Below are 25,388 nucleotides of genomic sequence, written 5' to 3'. Positions count from 1 at the left end.
CCACCCTGCGGGGACGATTCCGTCCCCTTCAGGGAATGGGTTCGTCTCCGTTTTTTTTGGAGACTCCTATGAAAAACAAAAAATTCTTAGCTGGCGAAGAAGCCGGTACTTACATCGTTCCTGAGCAAGTGACTGAAGCGGATATTTTAGATATGGCGCTTAAGCTTGCCCGTGGTCGATTGAGTAAAGGTCGCAAAATTGAACAGCCATCATCGGCGTTCTCATACCTGCAAACACTGATGCACGAGTATGAGCACGAAGTCTTTGGCGTGCTGTTTCTTGATACAAAGCATCGCGTTATTCGATTTGAAGAGCTGTTCAAAGGCACTTTAGATGCAGCGAGCGTGTATCCAAGGGAAGTAACAAAGCGGGCGTTGGAATTTAATGCGGCAGCAGTGATACTGGTTCATAACCATCCATCGGGTGATCCTGAACCCAGTGAAGCTGATAAACGCATCACTCATCGACTTCGTGACGCCTTGTCACTTGTTGATATTCGAACGCTTGACCATGTCGTGGTCGCATCCGAGGGCTGCGTTTCGCTTGCCGAACGCGGTTATCTTTAATGAATGGGCGCATTGCCCATTCTCCTTCATCACAAAAGCAGTCCTATCAGCACACATCAGCACAGCTCGAATTTCTATTTGAGTTTGATGATGCCCCAGTCACTTGGTCTGACACGGAAATCTGGCAGTTACGCGAAGGCATTCTATTGGATGCGATCCGTGTATTGCTGGACGGTCGTGTCAGTACTCGATTGCGAAAGGATGTGTTGTCGTGGATTCAAAATGACGAAATAGCGCCATTTTGCTTTCGTGTTTGCGCGATGGCTGCGGTTGTCGATCCTGATGTGCTTCGTGATTCCATCATGTGGCTATTAAGACGACATGGTATCCAGCTTGACTAACGTTCCTGCATTAACCAAACGGCTCAATGCAGGACCTAAGCTGACTTTTACCACCTGTGGTAGGAGTCGGCATTTTATTTAAGGAGGTTATATGGCGTTACCTTTACAAATTGAAACAGTAAGGCCATATCTTAATGGCCAATGGCTTCAAATACTGGCGGCGTTGGTGCCAGAACTTGATGCCGCTATTGCTCGAAAAGGCCGTCATGTGGCTTGTCCTGTTCATGGCGGTCGTGATGGTTTTAGGCTGTTCAAAGATGCTGAATATACCGGAGGTGGCGTTTGTAACACCTGCGGGATCTTTCATGATGGCTTTGAACTGTTGTCTTGGATTAATGGGTGGAACTTTGCTCAGTCTATTGAAGCAATTGGCCAAGTTCTTGGTATTCAACCCGGACAAATACAAGCACCTTCTCGGGCAATAACGCGTAACGCTGTTGATTGGAAGGCTAGAAAGCAGGACGAGGACAAAGCGATTATCCATCGCTTGAATCAAACCTGGGGAGAAACGCTATCTCTTGCAGATACTCGTGCGCAACCAGTTTGGAACTACTTGCATCGTCGTGGCATTGTTACCCGGCTTCGTCCTGAATGGGATTCGGTGCTGAGGTTTCATCCAAACTTGCCTTACCATGATGAAGATGGTCTGTTTATCGATAGCTACCCAGCGCTGCTAGGTAAAATCGTTACTCAGCAAGGGCGTTCGGCCACGTTTCATCGGATCTACCTAAGTGAAGATGGATTCAAAGCGCCGGTTGAAAAGCCTAAAAAGATGATGCCCATACCAAGTGACAGAACAATCACTGGCGGTGCCATTCCGATTGGTGAGCCTGGTGAAGTATTAGGTGTTTCTGAAGGCATCGAAACAGCTTTAGCGGTTACCAGAGCAACGGGACAAACATGTTGGTCGGTTGTGAATGCAACCCTACTGGCTAGGTTTGAACCACCAAGTAATGTGAAAATGCTGTACATCTGGGCAGATCACGATCTCTCTGAGACCGGCCTGAATGCAGCGAATGAACTCAAGAAAAAAGCCTGGCAAAAAGGCATTCTGACACAAGTCCTGATCCCCCCGATACCAACGTCACTCGGCGTGAAAAGTTGGGATTGGAATGATGTGCTGAATGTTTACGGTGCCATGGGCTTTACGAAAGTTCATATCTGATCCAAGGGGCTTCGGCCCCTTTTTTTGCGCCTTGCATATTTGAAAAAACATGGAGAATGAAAAATAGATAACCAATAGGAGAAACAAACATGATGGTATTAACCCTGTTAACAAAGCAGATTGATGGTGAGTTTACGGTTTACTGGAAGACCGGCCTTCGAAGAGGTGGTGAGCTAAAGGTCGATTTAGGTGAGCAATACGACAAGCTACCTGAGCAGCAAAAGCCAATTGCAGCTGAGCTCTATGCTATTCATCACCTATTGTCAGTGAAAGAGGTGATGGGGAGTAACCGAAGCGGCAATGGGCTTCAAATCCGGGTCAGTAAAGGAGCCATCAGAAAGTTACAGAAACAACGCTCAACTCAGCATTCACTTTACAGCTTGACTAGGTTCTTGCTCACCCGTTACCAAGAAGCACAGATCTCGGTAGAGAAGCGGGGCGATTGGCTCTCACATTCCTTCGAAGAATACAGCGTCGATAATGCTACAGTGAGAGAAATCGATGAGGTAATCAACGTTCCGAACATTGGACCTGTCGTGGTGACTCGTCATGCACTGGAACGGTTTGTGGAACGGCTTTCTAATGGAGTGCCCAAGCATCCTTGGAAGGCTTTATGCTCAATGCTGCTATGTTCTGCGCTAACTAAAGCCGAGTTACCAGAAAGCGTCTCTATCCAAAAAGCAAAAAAATATGTACAAGAGGCAGAGTTTTGGCAGCATGTTGGTAGCAAAATGCACTTTGTTATGATTTCTGAGGACTCAATGAAAACGTTGGTTACGGTTTTTGCAGTAAAGTGAGCTAATGTAGTATTCGAAATTTCTGAATATTAATTACGTGCCAATAGTGGACCTTGAAGCGTAACTCCTTTCAGCCCCTTTCCGTGCCAGCAACGCGTAACCACTCAAACCACGTTATGCAGTTTGCCCTACATTGTCTAAAATTTGGGAGAAGAAAGTGGTGCCCCTGTTCGCTTCATTTGAGCTAGAAGCGTTGATGCCGTCAATTTTCGATAAAACCATTAAGGTAGATTTTGTGATGACTTTGCCTGCTCCCACCTTGGCATACGGCGTCAGTGCTTCGATGTCTGGAGATGACTATCGTAGAGTCTTGAAACAGTTGTCAGGGGGATAACTAACCTGATAACACTGCTTGAAGCGACTTCAACGTAGCTCTTATTACGGCACCCCAAGGTGGTCGTTTTTGATCCAGTAACCGATACGCGATCACATGGCCGTACTTTGTCAGTTGAAAGTTTGCAATAGAAGCCCCATATAATCTATGGGCATATAGGAGAGGGAGCTGCTGTGCATATCGAGAGAATAAATCTACAGAACTTTAGAAGTTTCGGGCCAGAAGGGCAGAGCATAGCTGTCGATCCGGATCTAACCACCTTGGTTGGAGCAAATGGTGCTGGGAAAACGGTCTTGATGCAGGCCTTACAGCGAATGTTTGGCATCTCCAATGAGCAGCGGACGATTCGCCGTCAGGATTTTCATATTCCCTCTTTGGAAGAAGAAATACCCAGCAAGCGGACTCTCACGCTTGAAGCCATTGTCGCCTTCCCCGAACTGGATGATGAAGATGGAGATCACTCTGTGATACCAGATTTTTTTCATCATATGAGCGTTACAGATGAGGGTGGAAAACTGAAGTGTCGTTTGCGCTTGGACGCGGAATGGGAAGATGATGGCTCAATAGACGGGTACATTACGAGCCAGTTCCGTGCGGTTACGACATGGGGCGAGCCAGAAGTTGCTGATTTTCAAAATGTACGTCCAGCGGATCGTTCTCGAATCCAACTGATTTACGTCCCTGCCACACGATGCGCAGTTTCTCAGGTATCCGCTTTTCTGAAAAGCCGACTTTGGAAGGCTATTAACTGGTCGGAACAAGTTCGGTCATCTTTTACTCAAAAAGCCACAGAGCTGAACGAATCTTTTGAGGGTGAAAAGGCGATTAGTATCGTTACCGGAAAGCTCACAGAGCGTTGGCATGAACTGCACTCTGCTGGAACTGATAGTACACCGAAGTTTCGCCCGGTCGACCTACGCTTTGAAGAATTCGTTCGTAAGGTGGAGGTACTGCTGCACCCAGATGAAAGTGGTCGGGATAGGAGCATTGATGAGCTAAGTGATGGCCAAAGTTCGCTGTTTCACATCGCCATGACTTCAGCTACTCTCGATGTTGAAACCGAGATATTAGCCCAACCGGAGAGTGAAGATTTTCTCGGTGCAGACTTGTTCTTGCCCTCGTTGACTATTTTGGCACTTGAGGAGCCGGAGAATAACCTAGCCCCATACTATCTATCTCGAATCATAAGTCAGATCAGCAGTTTAGTGCATGGCTTAAGAGCGCAAGCAGTGCTATCTAGCCATTCGCCGAGCATTCTCGCCAGAATCCAGCCAACACAAGTAAGGCACTTCAGACTAGCAACAGAATCAAACACCACTGTCGTTCGTCAACTGACTTTACCCTATGAGGAGAATGAAGCTGCAAAGTACATCCAGCAAGCGGTGAGAGCCTATCCAGAGTTGTATTTCGCTAAAGTTGTTGTTCTCGGGGAAGGGGCTTCCGAGGAGGTAATTCTTCCTGCTATATCAGAAGCTATGGGCATACCAATTGATAAATCTTTTGTCGCCATGGTTCCATTAGGGGGCCGCCATGTAAACCACATGTGGCGTTTGCTAACAGATTTACAGATCCCTTTTCTAACATTACTCGATCTGGATTGGGGACGGCACGGCGGTGGCTGGGGAAGGATTAAGAATGCAGTTGCCAAATTGATAGAGTATGGGCTCGACCCAAGTGAGATATTTGGGCAAAACCTCAATCTGTTAGGCTACCAACATAACCTTGCTGCATTTGATAATTATCCGGTTTCAGATTGGAATAACATTAATCAGTGGGTTCAATGGCTCAGGCGGCACAAAGTTTATTTTTCAAGCCCATTAGACATTGATTATTCGATGTTAAAAGCATTCACTAGCCATTATCGGGTGGTCCCAGATGAAAGCTCTAATGGACCATCTATGCATGGTGATCCAGGCAATGCTGTTATGGGAGATGAAGGGTATCCTGGCTTCTACGCGGATGATGTACTTAACTTGCGCTGGTACAGATATCTGTTCTTAGGAAGAGGTAAACCAAGTACGCATATTCGAGTGCTTGGCTCTATTCCGCCAGATCAGTTGGCTCAAAACGCGCCAGAAGAGCTACGGGCTTTAGTTCTAGCTATTCACACAACCCTTCAAAACCAGGAGGCAAGGTGAAGTTTATTCGACCTGACCACTGGCAGCCGAAGGGGATCGACGATCTTGAGCCAAATGCTTGGCAAGCACTAAGGCAACGAGAGTCCACAAGTATTATCGCTGGCCCTGGAGCCGGAAAGACAGAGTTTTTAGCGCAAAAGGCTGCATATCTGCTTGAGACTGGCCTATGTCCATCAAACAAAAAAATTCTGGCGATTTCATTCAAGACTGATGCCGCAAAAAATCTCGCAGATAGAGTGAAAGAGCGTTGTTCAGAAGAAGTCAGCAATCGATTTATTTCGATGACTTTTGATGCATTCACTAAGAATTTAATAGATCGATTTCGCATGGCTTTGCCCGAGCATCATCGCCCATCAAAGCGATATGAAATCTCTTTTCCATCTTTTCACCAAGAGAAGCAGCTTATTAGTAGTTTCAGAAATAATTTTGGGAACGCAGTAGGTATCTATAGCTTTACGCAAAGACTCCAAAACATGAATCAGTTTATCGGAAGTGTGCGTATAGGAGATCCCAAGTTGTCATGGTTGGAGGAGGAATTTTTAACTTTTTGGTTGAGTCAGCAAATAAACTACCCCGACGGTGTTTCCAGAGTGTCATTTCCGGCGCTAAATCGACTTGCTGAATATATCGTTCGCACTAACGATCATGTTCGTAGATCTATTAGAGCATCATATCCTATTGTTTTTGTGGATGAGTTCCAAGATACCACGTTTGCTCAATATGATTTTCTATCTTCTGTTTTTAAATCAAGTGAGGCTGAGGTAACAGCAGTAGGAGATTACAAGCAAAGAATAATGGGTTGGGCCGGTGCTAAAGGTGATGTGTTTCATCAATTTGAGGCTGACTTTTCAGCAGAACGACATTCATTGCTCCTTAATCACCGCTCTTCACCTGAATTGGTCAGGATACAACATGTTATTGCACAAGCTATTGACCATGAAGTGAGAGAGGTTCAGACAAGTAATATCAATTTAATTTCTGGTGATGCCGCTTGGATTTGTTGTAGTTACAATATAAATCAGGAGGCTGCTCATTTGGCTGAGTGGATAGCAAATGACTTGCTAGGTAGGTCACTGAATCCAAGAAACTACTCTATTCTGGTGCGTCAAAAACCAGAAGATTATGAACAACAGCTATCTTATTATCTCGCTCAACATGGACTGAGCTTACGAAATGAGAGTGTGAAAATAGGTCAAACTACATTACAAGATTTGCTTGCTGAAGAACTGACCATTTTGTTCTCTACTCTGCTTAGGCTGGGACTGGTCCGTCGAAATGCACAAGCGTGGAATCAACTATCATCAGATATTCGAATTCTTCGTAATACGAACCAGGAAGACGAAAAGGCACTACGACAGGTTGAACGCGAGCTAACAAAGTTCATTTCTACACTACGGATGTTAATGCAACAGCCTCTGACACGGGAAAATGGTCGCGATGTATTTGAGCGAACTATAAAATTTATTAACTCAGACGATCTTCGCAGCTCCTTTTCTCGTTACGCTACAGGAAATTTACTTGAAATAAACTTGGCAGCACTCGAAGAATTTTTTATAAACTGTGTTGATACTCAGAACTCTTGGGCAGGTTTGCTAGATGAGTTTGAAGGCACGAACCATATTCCTCTTATGACTATTCACAAAAGCAAGGGGCTTGAATTCGATACAACCATTTTCATGGGGATAGACGACAACGCTTGGTGGTCTTATAAGCAAGGTGATAAGGAAGGACTATCGACATTTTTTGTAGCACTGTCTCGCGCTAAACAAAGGGCTATTTTTTCCTATTGTCAGCAAAGAGGGCAACGAACCAACGTCGCAGATTTTTATGAGTTGTTGACGGCCGCTGGTGTTCAGGAGTATGCGATCCAACCAAGTGTAGTGGCATAATCTATTTGGTCGCCCCATTTGAGGTTTTGTAATACCTTTTCTAATTCTTTAACTGCTAATTAAGCGAAATCTGTAACTCATTTATGTCCCAAAACGAGTTTGTTCGACCGTCCGCTCCTCGCAGAAAGCGGTCCAGTTATAAATTTGGCTCATTAAATTTAGCTGTTGTTACTGTTACTGGTCATAACAGCTAGTCAGAAACACACACGATTTCTTCATCTATCTGGCCAATCACCTTAACGGCGTTCTTTAGCATGTTAGCTCTATGAAATTTTCTGGAGCTGACAATGAGAACGCCTTTGTTACCTTGGTTTATCCTATGGGTGACCATCCCAATCATTATTTTCTTTCTATTCATCTTACCCGCCTATGCCAGTGACGAGCCATTCTATCAGCGTGGTCAGGAAGGCTGGTTTTGGTATCAAGTCATTCCTGGGCCAGCGGAGGCTGAAGAGCTTATTAAGCCGGAATCTGGTGCGGCAGAGTCGAGTAAGAGCGGGCTAAAGCCTTTCAGTGCTGCCTGGTTTCGTGAGCACATGCAGTCGTTCATGGACAAGGCAATTGATGAGCCAACGAGTGAGAATGTCAGAGCCTATCTTTATCTTCAGCGCGTCATGATGGATAAGGGCTCACTATTTGCTGATGTTAGTCAGCAGGTGGTCATGGGCGATCCTGTTTTGGATGAAATCAGTCGCAGACCCTTGGCGACTTATGCTGCCAATCGGATGGATCGAGAAGCTGGCGCTCAACGTGATGTAGCTTTAGGTGAAGTAGCAAAACGGGCTGGCTTGTTCTTTTTCTATCGTTCGGATTGTCCTTACTGCCATGCTCAAGCTCCTATCATCGAATCCATGGCTTTGAACTACGGTTTCGAGGTGTTTGCTATTGCTGTCGATGGCTTGCCTTTACCTGGTGGAGAGTTTCCTAATTACAAAGTCGATTCAGGACAAGCTCAATCATTGTCAGTTACGACTGTCCCTGCCGTGTTCTTAGTTGACCCGCCTAACGTCATAACTCCGATTGGCCAAGGTGCAATGAGCCTCGATGAGCTCAATAATCGAATCATTCTCGCAGCCCATCAAGCCGGTTGGATTGACGATCAAACTTACTATGCCACCAGACCTGTTCAACCCGGCGTGTCACTTGCGATGTCAGCCCAAGAGCTTAACGAAAAGATATTACAGAACCCTGAGTTTCTTGTTCGCTATCTGCGTGCACAAGGAGGGTTATAACGATGAAAAAAGTATTCCGAGTATCGCTTATCGCCTGTGCGATTGGTTTTTCATCTATGAGCCAAGCAAGCTTGCAACAGGAGATGAATCAGTTGTTTGGTTCAATGACCAACACCACTGCGCCTGGTGTATTCGAGAGTCAGCGGCGTGGCGTTATATCTGGTGGAAGCGTTGTTGTCCGTAACAGGATCATGAACGAAAACCTCGTCTCAATGGTGCCTCCTTCATTCCAAGCAGGTTGTGGCGGCATTGATATGTTCGCTGGAAGTTTGTCATTTGTTAATGCAGATCAGTTTGTTCAATTACTTCGCTCTGTAGCGGCAAATGCCAAGGGATACGCATTCCAATTAGCGCTCAGTGCTATGTGTGAGAAATGCTCTCAGCACATGGAGACACTGCAAAAGAAAATACAGCAGTTGAACGAGTATTTTGGCAATTCCTGTCAAATGGCTCAGGGAGTCGTGAACGATACCCTGGCTGCTTTTGGTAAAAAGGGGCAAACAGAAGCCAGCATGTTGAGCTCACTTAAAGGGGCTGGAGACATTTTTACCAGTTGGAGTGAGTCCAATGGTAAGAACCCTTATGAGAACGCTTCAAGTGTCGCGGCATCGGATGTGAACAAAACAATTAAAGGTAACTTGGTCTGGCGAGCACTGAAACGTCACTCGGCATCAAGCTGGTTTGCATCGGGGGATGATCGTTTTCTTGAAGCGGTTATGTCGGTGACTGGTTCGATCATCGTTGGTGATTTAGCGAATGCCGCTGATGGCCAAGGTAAAGCCCCAAAACTGACCAGACTAAATGGCAATAAAGTGACTATTGAGCATCTAATTCATGGCGGTAACGTCGCTATGTACCGATGTGACACAGTGACGCAAGACGGTTGTCTGAACCCAACAATCACTAACGTGACTCTTACCGGGTTATCAACTCAGGTAGAAAATTTACTTCTTGGTACAGGTTCTAGTAACGGCATTATTTTTAAGTTTGCTCGAAATACAGGGGCTGCTAGCACCACCGAAAAGGCTTTTATGACCTCGGCTCCTGCGAGTATTGGCGGCATGATTCGAACACTTTCTGCATTAAATGAAGGGGCCGCTAGGTCGTTTGCTTCACGAGCGGCACCATTTATTGCTGTTGAGATGGCCCGGGCATTGGTTGAAGACATGCTCAATGCAGCTAGAAGCACATCGGGTGTGGAAGATCATGCCTATGCGAAGTTGTTAACCGAAGACCTTGAACGTGCACGTCGCCAAATCAATGATGAGTACGCTGCGTTGCAGCGAAGATACGGCTCAGAGCAAGAATTGCTGGCGCATTTTAACCAGGTGATTCAGACCATTCGCAAACAGCGTTATTACACCGTTAAATCTACGGCGCTGGGGGAATAGGTCATGTGGGAAATCTATTCCATCGGGGATTCGGCTTTTTTAGAGCAGGTCCTGAACGCTGTCGCGATGATCACTGGTACAGGCGATTTTACTTCAATGGTTCGCATTGGCTTGCTCATTGGGGTATTGATGGTCTCTGTTCAGGCCTTAATGCAAGGCGGTCGTGGGATTAACTTTCAACACGTTTTAGTCTCATGGCTAGTCTTTGCAACCATGTTTGGACCCAGTACCCGAGTGAGCATTGAGGATGCGTACACGGGACAAGTTCGAGTGGTTGATAATGTGCCCATCGGTGTTGCTGCCGCAGGCAGTACGATTTCGACTGTTGGCTTTCAAATCACGCGATTGTTTGAAACGGCGTTCTCAACTCCCGCCATGACGGAATACGGCTTTGCATCCAGTTTACAGTCACTGATTAAAGTGAGAAAACAGGTGATGGATCGCTCTGGGTTGGGTGATGCAAATCGTGTCGCCGGTTCGGACATCGAGCAATCGTGGTTTAACTACATCAAAGAGTGCACCTTGATTGGTATCGACATTGGCCAAAAGAACCTCGATCAGGTGCTGAGTGACCCCAACCCAATGACTGCGATTAGGTTTGATTCGCGTATTTATGGCACACGCATCATGCTCAGTGGTAGCAGTAGCGATCTGGACTGCACCGATGCCTACAGCCAACTGAAACTCATGACAGAATCAACCTTCATTCCAAGGCTTAAACAGGTTCTGTCGGCCTCATTGGGGACTTCGTCAGCAACGGACACTGATGACGTGATCCGAAATGCACTGAATAATCTTGGTTTGGCCTCGGTTAACACCCAAGAGTACATGACCGCGTCGGTGCTTTTGCCTATTTATGAGCAAAGCGTGACGGGCAAGTATATGGATGATCAAGCTTTCACCGCCGCCGTGATGGTTAACCAAGCGATTGAGCAGCGCAATACGCAATGGGCGGCGGAGCAGACCCTGTTCCAAAGTATCGTTCGTCCGATGATGACGTTTTTTGAGGGTTTCATTTACGCCATCACCCCATTGATGGCCTTTGTGATTGCCCTTGGCCAAATCGGGATGCGAATGGCCGGGAAGTACTTGTTAATCCTGCTTTGGATTCAACTTTGGATGCCTGTCATGGCCATCATTAACCTATATATCCATTTAACTGTAGCTGGGAAAATGTCGGCTCTTGATGCCTTTGCAGGTACAGAAGTGCCATCTTTTGCTGGGATGATGCAGATGGATTCAGTGCTGCAAACCTGGATAGCTACTGGCGGCATGTTGGCGTCGAGTGTTCCGGCGATTTCGCTCATGCTCGTGTATGGCTCAGCAATAACCGCTACCCACTTGGCTGGACGTCTTCAAAACGGTGATGCAATTGATGAAAAGATGGCAAGTCCAGATGTCGCGAAAAATGCCCCGGTGATGCAATCACAGTCAATGTTCCAAAATTCAGCCCTCACTGGTTCTGCTATGACCGGCGCGTCAAACCTACTAAGCAGTTTCTCTGTCGGAAACGCAGTGGGTTCAATGGTCGGCTCTGCAAAAGAATCCATGACTCAGGCAACTCAAGCCTTTAGCCGTCAGGTTGGCAATACCATGAGTCGAACCTTTGGTGAAAAGCTAAGTTACGACAACCTTTCTTCGGTTGGACGTCAGATCGGTTCTTCTAATTCCGCATCTAGCGCCGTTGTTAATCAGGTTACTGATGACCTGCAAACACGGTATGGTTTCGGAGACGATAAAAAAGACGCTGTACGTGGCTTGGTATCGGGCGTGTTATCGGGAGGCCTTAGGGTTGGTGGCGATGGAACCATTACTAATCCCGGTGAGAAAGAAGTTGCCGATAAGGGTTTTCTTGGGAGGCTTCTTGGAACGGGAGGCAATGATTCTCCACAAGGTAATTTGCCTGGAGTTGATAAGCCAGATTCATCTCGTGTACCAAAACTATCAAGGGTACGAGCTGGGTTGGATCTAGGTGGTAACTTTAGTGGCCAAGTTGAGTCGTCAGAAGGCAGTTCTCGGTCTACGACCGCAAATACGCTCACTGGGGAGATGCAAAGCTTGGCATCGAGTGATTCACGACGTGCTGAGTTTCGCGATGCGATGGTTAAGGACCTTTCAGATTCAAGACGCTCTGGCGTTGAGATGTCGTTGTCTAATCAAGACTATCAGTCACTTCAGAGTTCAGCACAAGACGTTATCACGGCATCAAACCGCTTTAGTGAGCTTGATCAGGCCAGCTACAGTCTATCAGGACAAAGGAACACGGATGGTGCGACGTTAACTCGATTAGCAGCGGATAATCCTGAAGTCATGGATTATTTAGGTCGCTATATGAACCAGCATGTTGAAGCAGGTAACCGATTACGTGAAAACCTTCCAATGTATCAGCGCTTGCTACCTGATGATAATCAGGCGTATGTGGCCGCAGCTATGGAGTCTTTAACCTATAGCAACTCCTCTACGCCCGCTGAACGAGACAATGACTATCAAGCAGCAATGACTGTTATGGCCATGGCTACCGGAGCCGATTTACGATCTATTCAGCCACGCTCTAATGAAGGCTTGTCATCAACGGCACCTACTTTTGGTGGCACTCAAAGCCAAGTTGAATCCGGTGTTCTGGGAGGCTATGAGGATGCTGCAACAGTTCAAACGCAGTTCAATTCGGCTCAATCTGCTTACCAAACCAATCTTTCTGGTGTAGATGGACAGCTGAATGCGCATCAGCAACAAGCCCAGCAGGCCGTAGCTTCTGACACAAGTACCTATCAATCTGGACTAAACAGTGAAGCTGGCTCTCAGTGGCGATCTCGCATTATGGCTGATGATAGCGGAGTCTCTGGTGCTGAAATGTTCTTCAACAGCGCCAGTGCTATTGGTGATTTCAGTGGCAAGCATACTGATGCAGCATTGCATACCTTGAATCATTTTGGCGAAGACTATGAGAGTTACAAGGAGCAAGCCCTTGCAGAACCTGGCTCACGAGGTTTCTTGCACAATGCAACTGTGGCCAGCAAATCAACATGGGATGGGTTAAAAGCAGCCGTTGATGCCGGAACCTCTTTGGAAAATCCTTTGACGGCGTTTAATGATGCATACAGTGGATCGAGTTCGCAGTATGCCTCCGAAGTAAACTGGGGCACTAAGTCTGAAGCCATGTTGGCGGGGGCATTCGGTGCGGCAGTTAACAATCGATACGGTGAGTTCTTAGAACAGTACGCCGATGATTTTAAACAGGAAGCATACAGCGAAGGGCAGAGAATGGGATTGACCCCGATTCAAAGTCAAGTGTTTGCTCAAGCTTTCAATGAAGGTTTGGCGGGGCGCGTATTCAACTCTGAAGACTCATCGAGTTGGTCGCCTGAAATGCTAGGTCTAAGGGAGCAAATGCTAAATGAGTATCGTCAAAAGGATGAGAGTGGCGCTTACATTCCTGACAGTGTGTCCGAAGAAGATAAAGCATTTGTGGATAAGCAGATAGCGGTGATCTCAAATGCATCGCTTGCGGGAGATTATGCTCAGAACAACTTGATCGATATTAGGGCCTATAATCAGGCATCAGGAAGGAACTGAAAATAGAAGGTAGCCAGCTTGTGGTTGGCTGGCTATTTTTTTGGCTTTTTGGGATACCTTGGATAAAAGCCATCAAAAAACGAATGGAGCTTATACCAATACCATTTTTCTTCAATGCTCAAAGTTCTACCCGAATCTTTAACTTGGCTACTCAAGAATCTAATTCCAGTACAAATAGCTAAGAAAAAGAGTCCCAAACCAACAATTGTCCAACTCGCTTGCCAATATGCGATTGCTACAAGCATAGTGATTATGGCTATAAGTCCGATGGGATTACAGGTCGCTTTGAATCCCAAGTAGCTGAAAAAAACGACGGTGCAGAACAGAAATGGCAAAGCCGCTAACTTGGCAGATGCCGTTAATATTTCTGATGGAAAGAAATGAGCCGCAGCCAAAGTCGCCAGAAAAAGCCCCAGTGATATAAACCAGCAGCGTGCTGTTAAAGATTTAAGTAAGTTTGTCATCTTCTTAGTACTCTCAAAGTGCACGGGCGGTGCACAATCAAATCATGCATCAGCATGTTAGTTCTCAAAAAGTGCTCTAGTGGTTTGCTCGGCCATAATCTCACACACAGGGCATTTAAGCTGAATGCGCTGTTGTGATACCGTCAAATACAGACTGCCGCACCGACACCGGTGTAAGGATGCAAGCTGTGATCTTAAATCACGAGCTAGAACCCAACCTTCATTGATGGTTAGTTTTTTCCAGGGGATTTCAGCTGGAAGATCTGCTTCTTCCCTTGCAACCAAGTACGCATCGTAAGCCTTCATCAAAGCATCAATATTTAATTGCTTGTAGACATTATCACCACCAATATTGACATAAAGCGCCATCAGCAGGGAGCCTTCAACTAAGGCTCTTCTGCTTTTAACAATGGCATCAGATTCTGGCAATTGACCAGGGCAAGGTGACTTGCCAGTCACTTCTTTGTGAAGCCTTCTGATAATGTGGATTGGCAAACCAGTATCGAGCGCGATAATGGTTGTCCTAAATCCGTATTTAATAAGTAGCGAGGCTCGGGTAAACAGCTCACTTTTGGACAGGTTATCAATCATGCATCCCCCTTGTTGTTTAGGGTTGATAATAAATAAGCGATTCTTGGGATACCTGTGCCTTTGCTCTTCACCATCTCAATCAGTTGGCTTTGGTTACCCCTTGGTTGAAACAGCATGAATGATGAGGTCGCTACTCGTTGCAGGTCGTCAACACCAGCATTAATCAGAGCATCAACCACATCGCGTGTAAGTCCAAAGCGCAAGACAGCCTCTTGCGGATCAATGCGCGCCAATTCCCGTGCTGCGTGCAGGTACGCCAAGTTTAATTGATAGAAGTCTTGTTGATTGGTTGTCATTGACGGACCTCCAGTTCATGTAAAATATTGCGATAAATAGAAAGCACTCTTTGCCCATACCAGCGTGCACGCTCTTCGTTCCAACTGTGATAGCGGCCTATGCCAAGCTCTAAATCGTTAGGTGAAGACTTGATTGCTTCGGCCAAAATACTGGAGCCGACGGTAAGGTTGGTGATGGGGTCTAGCAGTTCCGCCGCTGAGCTCACCCGATGTCCGTGCCAATGCAAATTGATTTGCATTAGGCCAATATCGAGCTGGTATTTTTCACTCTCTTGCAGTGCTTGGTTTAACAGTTGCTCCGCTTCTGTCTGAGATTTGGCGTAGGTTGCATTTGAACCATTGCGAATTGCGTATGGCCATGGACTGGTCATGTTGAGACCGCGATGTGAGGCGGACTCAGCCAAGGCAACGGCGTAGAGCATGACTGGATCAATACCAACGCTTTGTGCTGCTTTTTCCCACTGATAGCCCGGAAAAGCATAGACTGAAGTGCTTGCGGACATGGCTATCGCTAGTGCAATGGTTTTTGCTTTAATCGTTTTCATTTTTGTCCTCTAATTGATTTCCGAGAAGCGCCTGAATGGCTTTCGGGCTTATTCTTTTTAAAGGCACTGCGCTAAAGTTGGCGATGCCTCTCGTGTAAACTTGTGCCGCTTTTGACCAGTCGCCCACGGCAACAGGCGCTTGCATATCAAATCCTTTTTGCTGGTTCTGATGGTCTGCAATACCCTGTAATAGCCTTGGGTATTCACCCACTTCGTCCCGCAGCAAGTAAGCCTGGTAGCGTGTTAAAAACTCTTTTTGCTTAAAGGGGTATTCCCTGTCATCAACCTTGCAGAGTTCAACCCATCCACCCATATCTGAAATCACGCGGTGGATAAGCGCATCGTCAAACATCACTGATGTCCAAGCGCCAACCTGACGAACAGCCTTGTCAACTTTGTTCCAAGCAACCATGGCTCTTGAGCCCGAGTTGCCGTCGATATGCTTGATGACGTCAGCGGGCTTTGGAAAAAATTGCCCAGTATCCGGTGATTGAATATGCCGAGTCAGACCGATTCGCACTTCTTCAATGCTATAAGCACGAAGGGCTTCAAATGCGATGGATAGCAATTGCGGTGATACGCTTTTGCCATACATGGCCCAAGCGGCTCCCCAAACCTCAGCAAACTCGCGTTTATCAACCTCCTGCACTTGAACGAACCTCCCGAATACCTGGTCCGGCCCAGCTTTCGGCGATGCGGCGATTGCTTTCTTCAATATTCAATTGGTGATTGCTGCCCTTTAGGCTCGTCGATGATTGCTGTACTTCATCAATGCGAACGTACTCGTCTTCCCATTGCCGGTTTAAAAGCCAGTTATGTGGCATAGGGGTCTTAGTCCGATCTTGATACTGCAATCGGTTGTCTCGTTGCTCTTTCCAGCGTGTTAGCACTTCCAAGGCGAGTTCATGGTCTTCATTGAGGCCCATGCGAAGCCATTCTTCTTTGGCTTTCGCTTTTTTTTCTTTGCGTATTTGTACATCCCAGAAGTCTTCGAACTGTATCTGGTTAACAGTTTTAACTGTTGGCTTATTGCTTCTCTCAGAGTCATCCGACCGTTGAGAGTCCCTTACCGGGTTGCCATCAGGCATAAACAATGATGAAAATTCTTCTGGAAGCCGAGCTTGAAAAGCGGCAAGAGATTTCAAAAGCGATGCCATACCAACGAAGTCGGCAGGTACATCTTTAAGCAACCGAAAGGCTGCCTTACCTTGGTTAGGGTTTTCGATTGGGTTGTGCTTCAGAAAGCTCCGAATCAAAGTCCAACCGGATTCCTCGCAACGAATGAGGAACTGATCTTGTTCTAACTCATTTAGAGCCTTGGCAACCTGTTGCTCTTCCCAGTTCAAGTCAGAAGCAACGTAACCAATCGGCAATCGAAAGCAGCCAAGCAAATTACAATGTGGGCATGTAAGCAAATACAGTCCTAGCAACTTAGCTGAGTCACTCCAGGACAAAACGTTTTGCTTTAGCCAAAAGCGGGTATAGACCTTGCCATAATCACGCATGGAGGAACTCGCTTTTGTGTTTACGTAAAATGCTGACCATTATTTGCCCTTAATCCTACTGGTTACTGGCTTTCAGCTCGCTTGGGCATTCGGGATAGATGTCCGGTCTTAACTGGGATCGGGTTACCTGTCCTTGCGTAGCTTGTTCGATGGGTAAAACGAATTCAGCGGGAACACGCCCTGATTTATTCAACCAAAACCAGACGTTTTGCTGTTTTGAGTTGATGGCTCGTGCTAATGCTGATTGCCCGCCGACCAAGTCAATGGCACGGCGGAGATGTTTTTGTGTCGTGTTGAACACTTCCATACCGTCTCCTGTTACAATAATAACTGTTACAAGATTGAATGTTACAGTTTAAACTGTAGATAAGTCAACAGTTAAAATTGTTGAAAGACTACAGTTTTATTTGTAGAATGCGGGCTTATGAAAACTTTATCCGAACGACTAAACCATGCCTTGCAGCTTACTGGGGTAACTCAGTCTGAGTTGGCTCGTCGCATTGGTATCAAACAGCAGTCGATCAGCCAGATTTGCTCTGGTAAATCGGCTAGGTCTCGTTACACCATGCAGATCGCGGAGGCGCTTCGCGTGAATGCTCATTGGCTCGCCACAGGTGATGGCGAGATTGGCTTGGGGGTCGGTAATGTAGAAGTCGGGCCTGATATTAAGGGAAGAATTCCTCTCATTAACTGGGTTCAGGCCGGTGATTGGACTGAAATAGCGGAGGGATTTGCCCATGAAGATGCTGAGGAGTGGCGTGAAGTCACTGGGAAAGCACATGAGGGTTGTTTCGCACTTCGCGTAAAAGGCGACAGTATGGAAAATCCAAGCGGAAAAAAATCCATACCTGAGGGGGCAGTGATCGTTGTTGATCCTGAGTTACCTTACTCTTCAGGTTCATTGGTTGTTGCGCGTTTGGATGATTCGAAAGAAGCAACCTTTAAGCAGTTAGTTATTGATGGTGAACAGAAGTACCTAAAACCTTTGAACCCGCAATACCCTGCAATACCGATCAACGGCAACTGCACCATCATCGGTGTAGTACGACAAGCTATCATCGATTTCTGGTAGCGAAGGAATTTGTGGTTTAGCCACAGTTGTTCATGAGCTGAAGAAGCAACGATTGCAAACAGCTACAACTGAGCATTGGCGCACGCTGAGAGTAAATGGTAACCGATTAGATAACCATTGATTGTTTATAAAGTCAAGATCAGCGAAAATAGCGGCCAATTACGATTAACACGACGGATTTGACAAGCGAAGAACTGAAAAGAGAGTACTTCCAAAAGTGTGTACAAATCCGTGTACAAACTAAAAGAATTTATACATGGCAAACCAAGATTTTCTTAATGAAATCAATAAGCGAAGGACCTTTGCTATCATCTCCCACCCCGATGCGGGTAAAACAACCATCACTGAAAAAGTGTTGTTATTCGGACAAGCTATCCAACGTGCAGGAACAGTAAAAGGGCGTGGCTCAAATCAGCATGCTAAATCAGACTGGATGGAAATGGAAAAACAACGTGGTATCTCCATTACCACTTCTGTTATGCAGTTTCCTTACGCTGATTGTCTAGTTAACTTACTTGATACCCCAGGGCACGAAGACTTCTCTGAAGATACTTATCGTACTTTAACTGCCGTTGACTGTTGTTTAATGGTCATTGACTCTTCAAAAGGGGTCGAAGATCGTACCCGTAAATTAATGGAAGTGACTCGATTACGTGATACGCCAATTTTGACCTTTATGAATAAATTGGATCGTGATATTCGTGATCCGATGGAATTAATGGACGAAGTTGAAACTGAGCTAAAAATTGCCTGTAGTCCTGTTACTTGGCCGATTGGCTGTGGAAAACTGTTTAAAGGGGTTTACCATATCTTAAGAGATGAAACCTATCTTTATCAAACAGGCCAAGGTCATACTATCCAAAACTCACGAGTAATCAAAGGGTTGGATAATCCTGAGTTAGATGAAGCGATTGGTGATGATTTAGCCGTTCAATTACGTGATGAGCTAGAGTTGGTGTTAGGTGCATCACATGAGTTTGATCATGAAGCTTTCTTAGCGGGTGAATTGACTCCGGTTTTCTTTGGTACCGCATTAGGTAACTTTGGTGTTAATCACATGCTTGATGGTTTGGTGAAGTGGGCGCCAGCGCCAATGCCTCGTCAAACTGATATGCGAGAAGTGACAGCGGCTGAAGAGACATTCACGGGTTTTGTCTTTAAAATTCAAGCTAATATGGATCCCAAACACCGCGACCGTGTTGCTTTTTTACGGGTGGTGTCAGGCATGTATGATAAAGGGATGAAACTGCACCAAGTACGCACGAAAAAAGATGTGGTGATTTCAGATGCATTGACCTTTATGGCAGGGGATCGTTCTCATGTTGAGCATGCTTATCCTGGTGATATTATTGGCCTGCATAATCACGGTACCATTCAAATTGGTGATACTTTTACTCAAGGTGAAATGTTAAAATTCACCGGTATTCCTAACTTCGCTCCGGAATTATTCCGCCGTATTCGTCTGCGTGATCCGCTAAAACAAAAACAATTGTTAAAAGGTCTGGTGCAATTATCTGAAGAAGGTGCGGTACAGGTGTTTAGACCCCTAGCTAATAATGATTTAATTGTTGGCGCAGTTGGGGTGCTACAGTTTGATGTCGTGGTTGCACGCTTAAAAGGTGAGTATAACGTTGAAGCCATTTATGAATCAGTGAATGTATCGACGGCTCGTTGGGTTGAATGTAGTAACGAAAAGAAACTCGAAGAATTTAAGCGTAAAAATGAGCAACATCTGGCATTAGATGGTGGTGATAACTTAACTTATATTGCACCAACGATGGTTAACTTAAATTTAACCCGTGAACGCTATCCTGATATTGAGTTCCATCAAACGCGTGAACACTAATTTTCTGTTATAAATCATATAAAAAGCCATATTTTTTATGGCTTTTTTCACAATGATGTATTGTAAAATCAACCCCAGTATCTGTTTAGATTTACTCAATAATCTTATCTATACTATTTATATTCCGTCGATATTCTAATAAAAACTACCCTTTAATCAGCTATTACTCTTTCTATTCTTTGCTATCCTAATAATGATATTTTTATACTCATTGTATAAATAAAATAAAAACTTTTTACATATAAATGGCTATTTTTCAGATTAAAATTACAAAAAGTTATCTTTATTTACTATTTATTACTTTATTTGCTACTCATAACTTAGTAGTGTAACTGAAGTACTTGTTAATAATTTGATAAAAAATACACACATTTCCTGTCATGATTAATTTATGAGCAGGGGGAAGCAATGAATCAACAAAAAATAAAATTAGTATTAGCGCTAGTCACGGGTATGACAGTGACAATGATAAGTACATCAACTATTGCGGAGACATCGTGGTATAACGAAATTGATAAAACTACCAGTAATGTTAACAATGAATTAAGCGATACGGCAATATCGAAAAAAATCGAAGAAACACTATTACCTAACCCCTCCATTGACAGTGGATCACTTTCAATTCGTACTGAATTTGGTCATGTCACAGTTGCCGGCTTTGTTAAAAATGCAGAGCAGGAAAAACAAATCATTCAGATCATTGAAAAAATTGATGGTGTAAAAAGCGTTGAATCATCAGTGAATATTCAAGGCTAACTTAATAGCGACTTAATTTATTTTAATTAGTGATTAAAAAGAATGACCTTGAAAACAGGTGCGAGTATCCTTATAAGGTTGTATTAAGGAGACTCTATGGGGAAGTATATACCGGTTACATTAAATAATATTACTGCACTTGAATTTCAATCATCCTTACCACAAGGCAAAGTTGCATTAGTTTGCGAAGGCGGTGGACAGCGGGGCATCTTTACTGCCGGTGTTCTTGATGAATTTATGCGCTCTCAATTTGATCCTTTTGATCTACTCCTAGGGGTATCCGCGGGGGCGCAAAACTTATCTGCTTTTGCTTGTGGACAAAGGGGTTACGCCCGCAGAGTCATTAACCGTTATACCACCAATAACCAATTCTTTAATCCGATTCGCTTTGTTCGTGGGGGGAATTTACTCGATCTTGACTGGTATATAGAAACCACTTCGAAAGAAATGCCTTTAAATATGCCTAAAGCATTACGTCGTTTCGATAGTGGTCGCGAGTTTTATATGGTGGCAAGTCGCTCCGACAATTTTAAGGCAAATTATTTTCAACCAGAAAAAAGCACATGGCTTGATATTGTGAAAGCCTCCAGTGCGATCCCCGCGTTTTATCGCAATGGTGTTTTATTTCAAGATGTTGTTTACCATGATGGCGGTATTAGTGATGCGATCCCAGTAAAAGAGGCTTATCGTCGTGGTTGTCGTACAATTGTCGTTATACGAACAGTACCGTCTGAATATCAATATACCACCGAGTGGGTGGATAAAATGGGAAAATGGTTTGAGAATGGCCGTTTTCAACGCTTTCTCAATATGGCTCAAGTCCATATTGAAACTTATACTGACACACTAAGATTTATCCAATCTCCACCTGAAGATGCCGTTATCATTGAAATATATCCACCAACAACACTACAATCTAGTGCATTAGGAAGCCGTTTAAGTGCATTAAATCATGATTATCATGTTGGTAGACGCTGTGGGCGCTATTTTCTAGCCACTATTGGTCAACACTTCTCTAAGAAAAAATTTCAGCAACACGATAAAAAAATATTTAGCCTATTTGAAAATGAAGCAAAAGCAGATAAAGCGGAAGATGCCGAAATCATTCAAAAAAGAACTCGGAGTGTGCACCCTGAAGTAAGGAGTGTTCAAGAATGAGTCGATTTATTGATACGCATTGTCATTTTGATTTTCCCGTCTTTTATCACGACCTTGAGAATAGCCTTGCTTTAGCACAACAGGCTCAGGTAAAAAAAATTATTATTCCTGCGGTTGCTCAGTGGAATTGGGACGCGGTAACGGAATTGTCTCGTTATAACAATGCACTATATTGTGCACTAGGTTTGCATCCTTTATATATTGAAGCGCATACAGAGCAGCACTTGATTGAACTTAAAACACGCCTAAAAACGACGCCACGTTGTGTTGCAATGGGGGAGATGGGTTTGGATAACTATATGACAAATCCACATCCGGAAAAACAGCAACAATTTTTAATAGCACAACTTAAATTGGCGATAGAATTTGATTTACCAGTGATCCTTCATTCACGTAAAACTCATGATAATCTAAGTGCTATTTTGCGCCGTTATTCAGTTCCTCGTAAAGGTGTGATCCATGGTTTTTCCGGCAGTCTGCAACAAGCAGAACGTTTTGTTCAACAAGGCTATTTTATTGGGGTAGGGGGCACTATCACTTATCCACGTGCACAAAAAACACGTCGTGCAATTGCCTCTCTACCCTTAGAGCGCTTGTTATTAGAAACGGATGCGCCTGATATGCCTGTAAGTGGTTTTCAAGGCGAGCCTAACCGCCCTGAGCGAATTCTCGCTGTTTTTTCTTCTCTTTGTGAATTGCGTCAAGAGTCAGCAGAGGTTATTGCAAACCAACTTTACCTGAATAGTCTACAATTATTTCAGTTAACAGATGATGCCTAGTTTTAAGTAAATTAGTAATTACTCTGCCATTCGTATTACCGTTTTTTATTAAACTGCTAACCACTTTTCCAAATAAACTTTATCCATTAAGTGCGTTTTTTGCTTTTTAGTGTGATTTAGATCTCATTTGTGACTTTTATGTTACTTTTTTAAGATGCTAATTGTGATGGATATAGAGGGTTCTTTTCTGGGACTAGGTATAATTATCTGGCAAAAAAAGAGTCAATAAACTTAGTAACAAGCTTATTGATAATCCATTAAATTTTTATATGAACAGGGATCCTTCAATGCACCTCATTATGAGCTTGGTCGGAATGGCCACATTGATATTGATAGCCATTCTTTTCTCCAGCAACCGACGTGCAATTAAATTACGCACGGTCGGTGGCGCATTCCTTATTCAAATTGGTTTAGGCGCATTTGTACTTTATTCAGAAAGTGGCCGTAAAGTGTTATTGGCTATTTCTGATGCCGTTAAAAATGTCATCGATTATGGTGAAAACGGCATGAGCTTCCTTTTTGCTGGCTTAGTTTCCGACAAAATGTTTGAGCTATTTGGCAGCGGTGGCTTTGTTTTTGCTTTGCGTGTTTTACCTGTTATTGTGTTCTTCTCTTCATTGATAGCAGTACTTTATTACTTAGGTATCATGCAATTTGTCATCAAGATTTTAGGTGGCGGATTACAAAAAGTATTAGGCACTTCTCGTACTGAATCAATGTCTGCAACAGCCAATATCTTCGTTGGACAAACAGAAGCACCACTGGTGGTTCGCCCCTATATTGCTAGAATGACAACCTCAGAACTTTTTGCGGTGATGTGTGGTGGATTAGCATCAGTGGCAGGTTCGGTACTGGCAGGTTATGCAAGTATGGGTGTGCCATTGGAGTATTTGATCACCGCTTCATTTATGGCGGCACCAGGTGGTTTACTCTTCGCAAAACTCTTGGTTCCTGAAACAGAAACACCTGATGATCAAAAAGATGCTTTTGATAACTTAAGTGATGAAGAAAAACCCGCTAATATTATTGATGCTGCGGCATCAGGGGCTTCTTCAGGATTACAACTTGCGTTAAACGTAGGTGCAATGCTACTCGCTTTTGTCGCATTAATTGCCTTAATTAATGGTATTCTTGGCGGAATTGGTGGCTGGTTCGGTTATGAAGACTTCTCGCTAGAATTAATCTTAGGCTGGGTATTTGCACCAATCGCCTTCTTAATTGGTGTGCCTTGGAGTGAGGCAACCATTGCTGGCTCTTTTATTGGTCAAAAACTGGTGATCAACGAATTCTATGCTTACTCGGAGTTTAGTAAATATCTGCAAGATGAATCACAATTAGCAGCAGCAGGCTTAATGGCCTTGTCTGAACAAACAAAAGTGATTATCTCTTTTGCGCTGTGTGGATTTGCTAACCTTTCCTCTGTTGCGGTATTACTGGGTGGTTTAGGGGGAATGGCACCAAACCGTCGTAAAGATGTCGCACGCTTAGGTATGAAAGCTGTTTTGGCGGGTACACTCTCTAACTTAATGAGTGCAACCATCGCCGGCTTCTTTTTTGCATTAACCGCAATGGCTGTGGTTGCTGCTTAAATAAGAAAGTATTTACAGAGCAGATAGGTAATTGCTTATCTGCTCTTTTTGTTTGTTTTCTGTTGTAATGTTAACTACCTTTATATATATGTGAGTTACTTCGCAACTTGTAGAGAAGTTAGCCAATTAATGAGTCATTTCATTAAAAGTAAAAGTTTTTACGTTATAAAGACGACTTACTGACTTTATTCGAGTAACATTAAACCAGAAAATAAAATTTTTGTGATTCTGATCACAATTTAATGTCTTTAGTTGCAAGTTTCATTTTATTATTGTGACAGAAAGCACATCTAATTGTTCTCTAGCGTGTTCAAATAAGATGTGCTGAAACTTCATGGAATGGCGAAAGCTCAATGACGGGTCGCCGAAGTGAGCATAGCGCGGTGAGAGGGAGCTCAGCTGTCGTTGTAGCACTTGTTACAACCACATCTTCAAGGAACCAAGTCCGCTCGCCAACAAAATTAATCGCTAACCTTAAAGCGTATGCCCATAGAGGGCTTGAGAAACATCGTTGGAGAGTTTTATGACAGATTTAACCGCTGCAGCGCGCCTTGCGCTGTCTTTGATGGATTTAACCACCTTAAATGATGACGACACTGATGAAAAAGTGACAAAACTATGTCATCAGGCGAAAAGCCCAGAAGGTAATACAGCCGCAATCTGTATCTACCCACGCTTTATTCCACTGGCTCGTAAAGTATTACGTGAACAGGGAACACCAGAAATTCGTATTGCAACCGTAACTAACTTCCCTCATGGTAATGATGATTTAGATATCGCATTAGCTGAAACTAATGCAGCATTAGCTTATGGTGCTGATGAGGTTGATGTTGTTTTTCCTTACCGCGCATTAATGGCAGGTAATGAACAAATCGGTTTTGATATCGTTAAAGCATGTAAAGACGCTTGCGCTAAAGCGGGTGCTTTACTGAAAGTTATTATTGAAACGGGTGAGTTGAAAGATCCTGCGCTCATTCGTAAAGCATCTGAAATCTCAATTAAAGCAGGTGCTGATTTTATCAAAACATCCACAGGTAAAGTGCCTGTTAATGCAACACTGGAAAGCGCTGAATTAATGCTTCAAGTGATCCACGATATGGGTGTTGGCAAAGAAGTTGGTTTTAAACCAGCGGGTGGGGTACGTACAGCTGAAGAAGCTGCGCAATACCTTGCATTAGCAAACCGTATTATGGGCGATAACTGGGTTGATGCTCGCCACTTCCGTTTTGGTGCATCAAGTCTGTTAGGTAATTTATTAGCCACACTCGGTCATGGCGAACAAAAATCGTCTAGTGGTTATTAATTCATTTATGAAGTATGCCTACCCTACAATGGGTGGGCGTTATCAATGCTATAACACC

General features: G+C 44.3%; 24 protein-coding genes. 17 read left to right on the top strand and 7 right to left on the bottom strand.

Annotated elements, in window-relative coordinates; translation table 11 throughout:
• Positions 1 to 68: 68 nt before the first annotated feature.
• The 10 genes from radC to PMI_RS12025 all read left to right on the top strand — a co-directional run bounded on the left by radC (position 69) and on the right by PMI_RS12025 (position 13,426).
• A complete protein-coding gene (gene radC, locus PMI_RS12065; protein WP_012368361.1) occupies positions 69 to 566 on the top strand; it encodes a RadC family protein in 498 nt (165 codons plus the stop codon).
• Positions 566 to 907 carry a hypothetical protein gene (locus PMI_RS12060; RefSeq protein WP_012368360.1) on the top strand — a complete coding sequence of 114 codons (342 nt, stop codon included), beginning with the start codon at positions 566 to 568 and terminating at the stop codon, positions 905 to 907. Before radC ends, PMI_RS12060 begins: the two co-directional genes overlap by 1 nt.
• A gap of 91 nt (positions 908 to 998) precedes the next feature.
• Positions 999 to 2,072 carry a DUF7146 domain-containing protein gene (locus PMI_RS12055; RefSeq protein WP_012368359.1) on the top strand — a complete coding sequence of 358 codons (1,074 nt, stop codon included), beginning with the start codon at positions 999 to 1,001 and terminating at the stop codon, positions 2,070 to 2,072.
• 89 nt (positions 2,073 to 2,161) lie between these two features.
• Positions 2,162 to 2,869, top strand: coding sequence for a hypothetical protein (locus PMI_RS12050; RefSeq protein ID WP_012368358.1), 708 nt, complete (start codon positions 2,162 to 2,164; stop codon positions 2,867 to 2,869).
• 157 nt (positions 2,870 to 3,026) lie between these two features.
• Positions 3,027 to 3,203 (top strand): hypothetical protein, encoded by a 177-nt coding sequence (locus PMI_RS19290; RefSeq protein ID WP_153630148.1) that lies wholly within the window; start codon positions 3,027 to 3,029, stop codon positions 3,201 to 3,203.
• Between the two features lie 173 nt (positions 3,204 to 3,376).
• A complete protein-coding gene (locus tag PMI_RS12045; protein WP_012368356.1) occupies positions 3,377 to 5,341 on the top strand; it encodes an ATP-dependent nuclease in 1,965 nt (654 codons plus the stop codon).
• A complete protein-coding gene (locus tag PMI_RS12040) occupies positions 5,338 to 7,230 on the top strand; it encodes a UvrD-helicase domain-containing protein (RefSeq protein ID WP_012368355.1) in 1,893 nt (630 codons plus the stop codon). The genes PMI_RS12045 and PMI_RS12040 overlap by 4 nt, the downstream gene beginning before the upstream one ends.
• Positions 7,231 to 7,517: 287 nt before the next feature.
• Positions 7,518 to 8,462 carry a thioredoxin family protein gene (locus PMI_RS12035; RefSeq protein ID WP_012368354.1) on the top strand — a complete coding sequence of 315 codons (945 nt, stop codon included), beginning with the start codon at positions 7,518 to 7,520 and terminating at the stop codon, positions 8,460 to 8,462.
• 2 nt (positions 8,463 to 8,464) lie between these two features.
• Positions 8,465 to 9,853 carry a conjugal transfer protein TraH gene (locus PMI_RS12030; RefSeq protein WP_012368353.1) on the top strand — a complete coding sequence of 463 codons (1,389 nt, stop codon included), beginning with the start codon at positions 8,465 to 8,467 and terminating at the stop codon, positions 9,851 to 9,853.
• Between the two features lie 3 nt (positions 9,854 to 9,856).
• Positions 9,857 to 13,426 carry a conjugal transfer protein TraG N-terminal domain-containing protein gene (locus tag PMI_RS12025; protein WP_012368352.1) on the top strand — a complete coding sequence of 1,190 codons (3,570 nt, stop codon included), beginning with the start codon at positions 9,857 to 9,859 and terminating at the stop codon, positions 13,424 to 13,426.
• Positions 13,427 to 13,458: 32 nt separating this feature from the next.
• On the opposite strand, the gene eexS is transcribed toward PMI_RS12025, so the two are convergent.
• The 7 genes from eexS to PMI_RS11990 are packed head-to-tail and all read right to left on the bottom strand — an operon-like array spanning position 13,459 to position 17,134.
• Positions 13,459 to 13,890 (bottom strand): entry exclusion protein EexS, encoded by a 432-nt coding sequence (eexS, locus tag PMI_RS12020; RefSeq protein ID WP_012368351.1) that lies wholly within the window; start codon positions 13,888 to 13,890, stop codon positions 13,459 to 13,461.
• 57 nt (positions 13,891 to 13,947) lie between these two features.
• On the bottom strand, positions 13,948 to 14,481 hold the full coding sequence (locus PMI_RS12015; protein WP_000566753.1) for a FlhC family transcriptional regulator: 534 nt from the start codon (positions 14,479 to 14,481) through the stop codon (positions 13,948 to 13,950).
• Positions 14,478 to 14,777 carry a flagellar transcriptional regulator FlhD gene (locus PMI_RS12010; RefSeq protein ID WP_000210563.1) on the bottom strand — a complete coding sequence of 100 codons (300 nt, stop codon included), beginning with the start codon at positions 14,775 to 14,777 and terminating at the stop codon, positions 14,478 to 14,480. The genes PMI_RS12015 and PMI_RS12010 overlap by 4 nt, the downstream gene beginning before the upstream one ends.
• Positions 14,774 to 15,322 (bottom strand): lytic transglycosylase domain-containing protein, encoded by a 549-nt coding sequence (locus PMI_RS12005; RefSeq protein ID WP_012368350.1) that lies wholly within the window; start codon positions 15,320 to 15,322, stop codon positions 14,774 to 14,776. The genes PMI_RS12010 and PMI_RS12005 overlap by 4 nt, the downstream gene beginning before the upstream one ends.
• Entirely contained in the window at positions 15,309 to 15,971 is a 663-nt protein-coding gene (locus PMI_RS12000) for a DUF6475 domain-containing protein (RefSeq protein ID WP_001158521.1), read from the bottom strand. The genes PMI_RS12005 and PMI_RS12000 overlap by 14 nt, the downstream gene beginning before the upstream one ends.
• Entirely contained in the window at positions 15,958 to 16,827 is an 870-nt protein-coding gene (locus tag PMI_RS11995; RefSeq protein WP_012368349.1) for a hypothetical protein, read from the bottom strand. The genes PMI_RS12000 and PMI_RS11995 overlap by 14 nt, the downstream gene beginning before the upstream one ends.
• A gap of 55 nt (positions 16,828 to 16,882) precedes the next feature.
• A complete protein-coding gene (locus PMI_RS11990; RefSeq protein ID WP_000451746.1) occupies positions 16,883 to 17,134 on the bottom strand; it encodes a helix-turn-helix domain-containing protein in 252 nt (83 codons plus the stop codon).
• Between the two features lie 117 nt (positions 17,135 to 17,251).
• Here PMI_RS11990 and PMI_RS11985 point away from each other — a divergent pair, with 117 nt between their 5' ends.
• The 7 genes from PMI_RS11985 (at position 17,252) to deoC (ending at position 25,330) form a co-directional block, all read left to right on the top strand.
• Positions 17,252 to 17,899, top strand: a complete 648-nt coding sequence (locus PMI_RS11985; RefSeq protein ID WP_000854920.1) for a LexA family protein — start codon at positions 17,252 to 17,254, stop codon at positions 17,897 to 17,899.
• Between the two features lie 256 nt (positions 17,900 to 18,155).
• Complete coding sequence (gene prfC, locus PMI_RS11980) at positions 18,156 to 19,745, top strand: peptide chain release factor 3 (RefSeq protein WP_004249415.1); 1,590 nt, start codon at positions 18,156 to 18,158, stop codon at positions 19,743 to 19,745.
• A 408-nt stretch (positions 19,746 to 20,153) separates the two neighbouring features.
• Positions 20,154 to 20,501, top strand: coding sequence for a BON domain-containing protein (locus PMI_RS11975; RefSeq protein WP_012368348.1), 348 nt, complete (start codon positions 20,154 to 20,156; stop codon positions 20,499 to 20,501).
• Between the two features lie 96 nt (positions 20,502 to 20,597).
• Complete coding sequence (locus PMI_RS11970; protein WP_012368347.1) at positions 20,598 to 21,659, top strand: patatin-like phospholipase family protein; 1,062 nt, start codon at positions 20,598 to 20,600, stop codon at positions 21,657 to 21,659.
• Positions 21,656 to 22,438 (top strand): metal-dependent hydrolase, encoded by a 783-nt coding sequence (locus PMI_RS11965; RefSeq protein ID WP_004249416.1) that lies wholly within the window; start codon positions 21,656 to 21,658, stop codon positions 22,436 to 22,438. Before PMI_RS11970 ends, PMI_RS11965 begins: the two co-directional genes overlap by 4 nt.
• A gap of 287 nt (positions 22,439 to 22,725) precedes the next feature.
• Positions 22,726 to 24,027, top strand: a complete 1,302-nt coding sequence (locus tag PMI_RS11960) for a NupC/NupG family nucleoside CNT transporter (protein ID WP_004250187.1) — start codon at positions 22,726 to 22,728, stop codon at positions 24,025 to 24,027.
• A gap of 523 nt (positions 24,028 to 24,550) precedes the next feature.
• A complete protein-coding gene (gene deoC / locus PMI_RS11955; protein WP_004245640.1) occupies positions 24,551 to 25,330 on the top strand; it encodes a deoxyribose-phosphate aldolase in 780 nt (259 codons plus the stop codon).
• Positions 25,331 to 25,388: the final 58 nt, after the last annotated feature.

It is taken from the genome of Proteus mirabilis HI4320 (assembly GCF_000069965.1).
GTDB lineage: Bacteria > Pseudomonadota > Gammaproteobacteria > Enterobacterales > Enterobacteriaceae > Proteus > Proteus mirabilis.
Note: the sequence above shows the minus strand (reverse complement) of the source record. Positions and strands in the feature narration are given on the sequence as shown.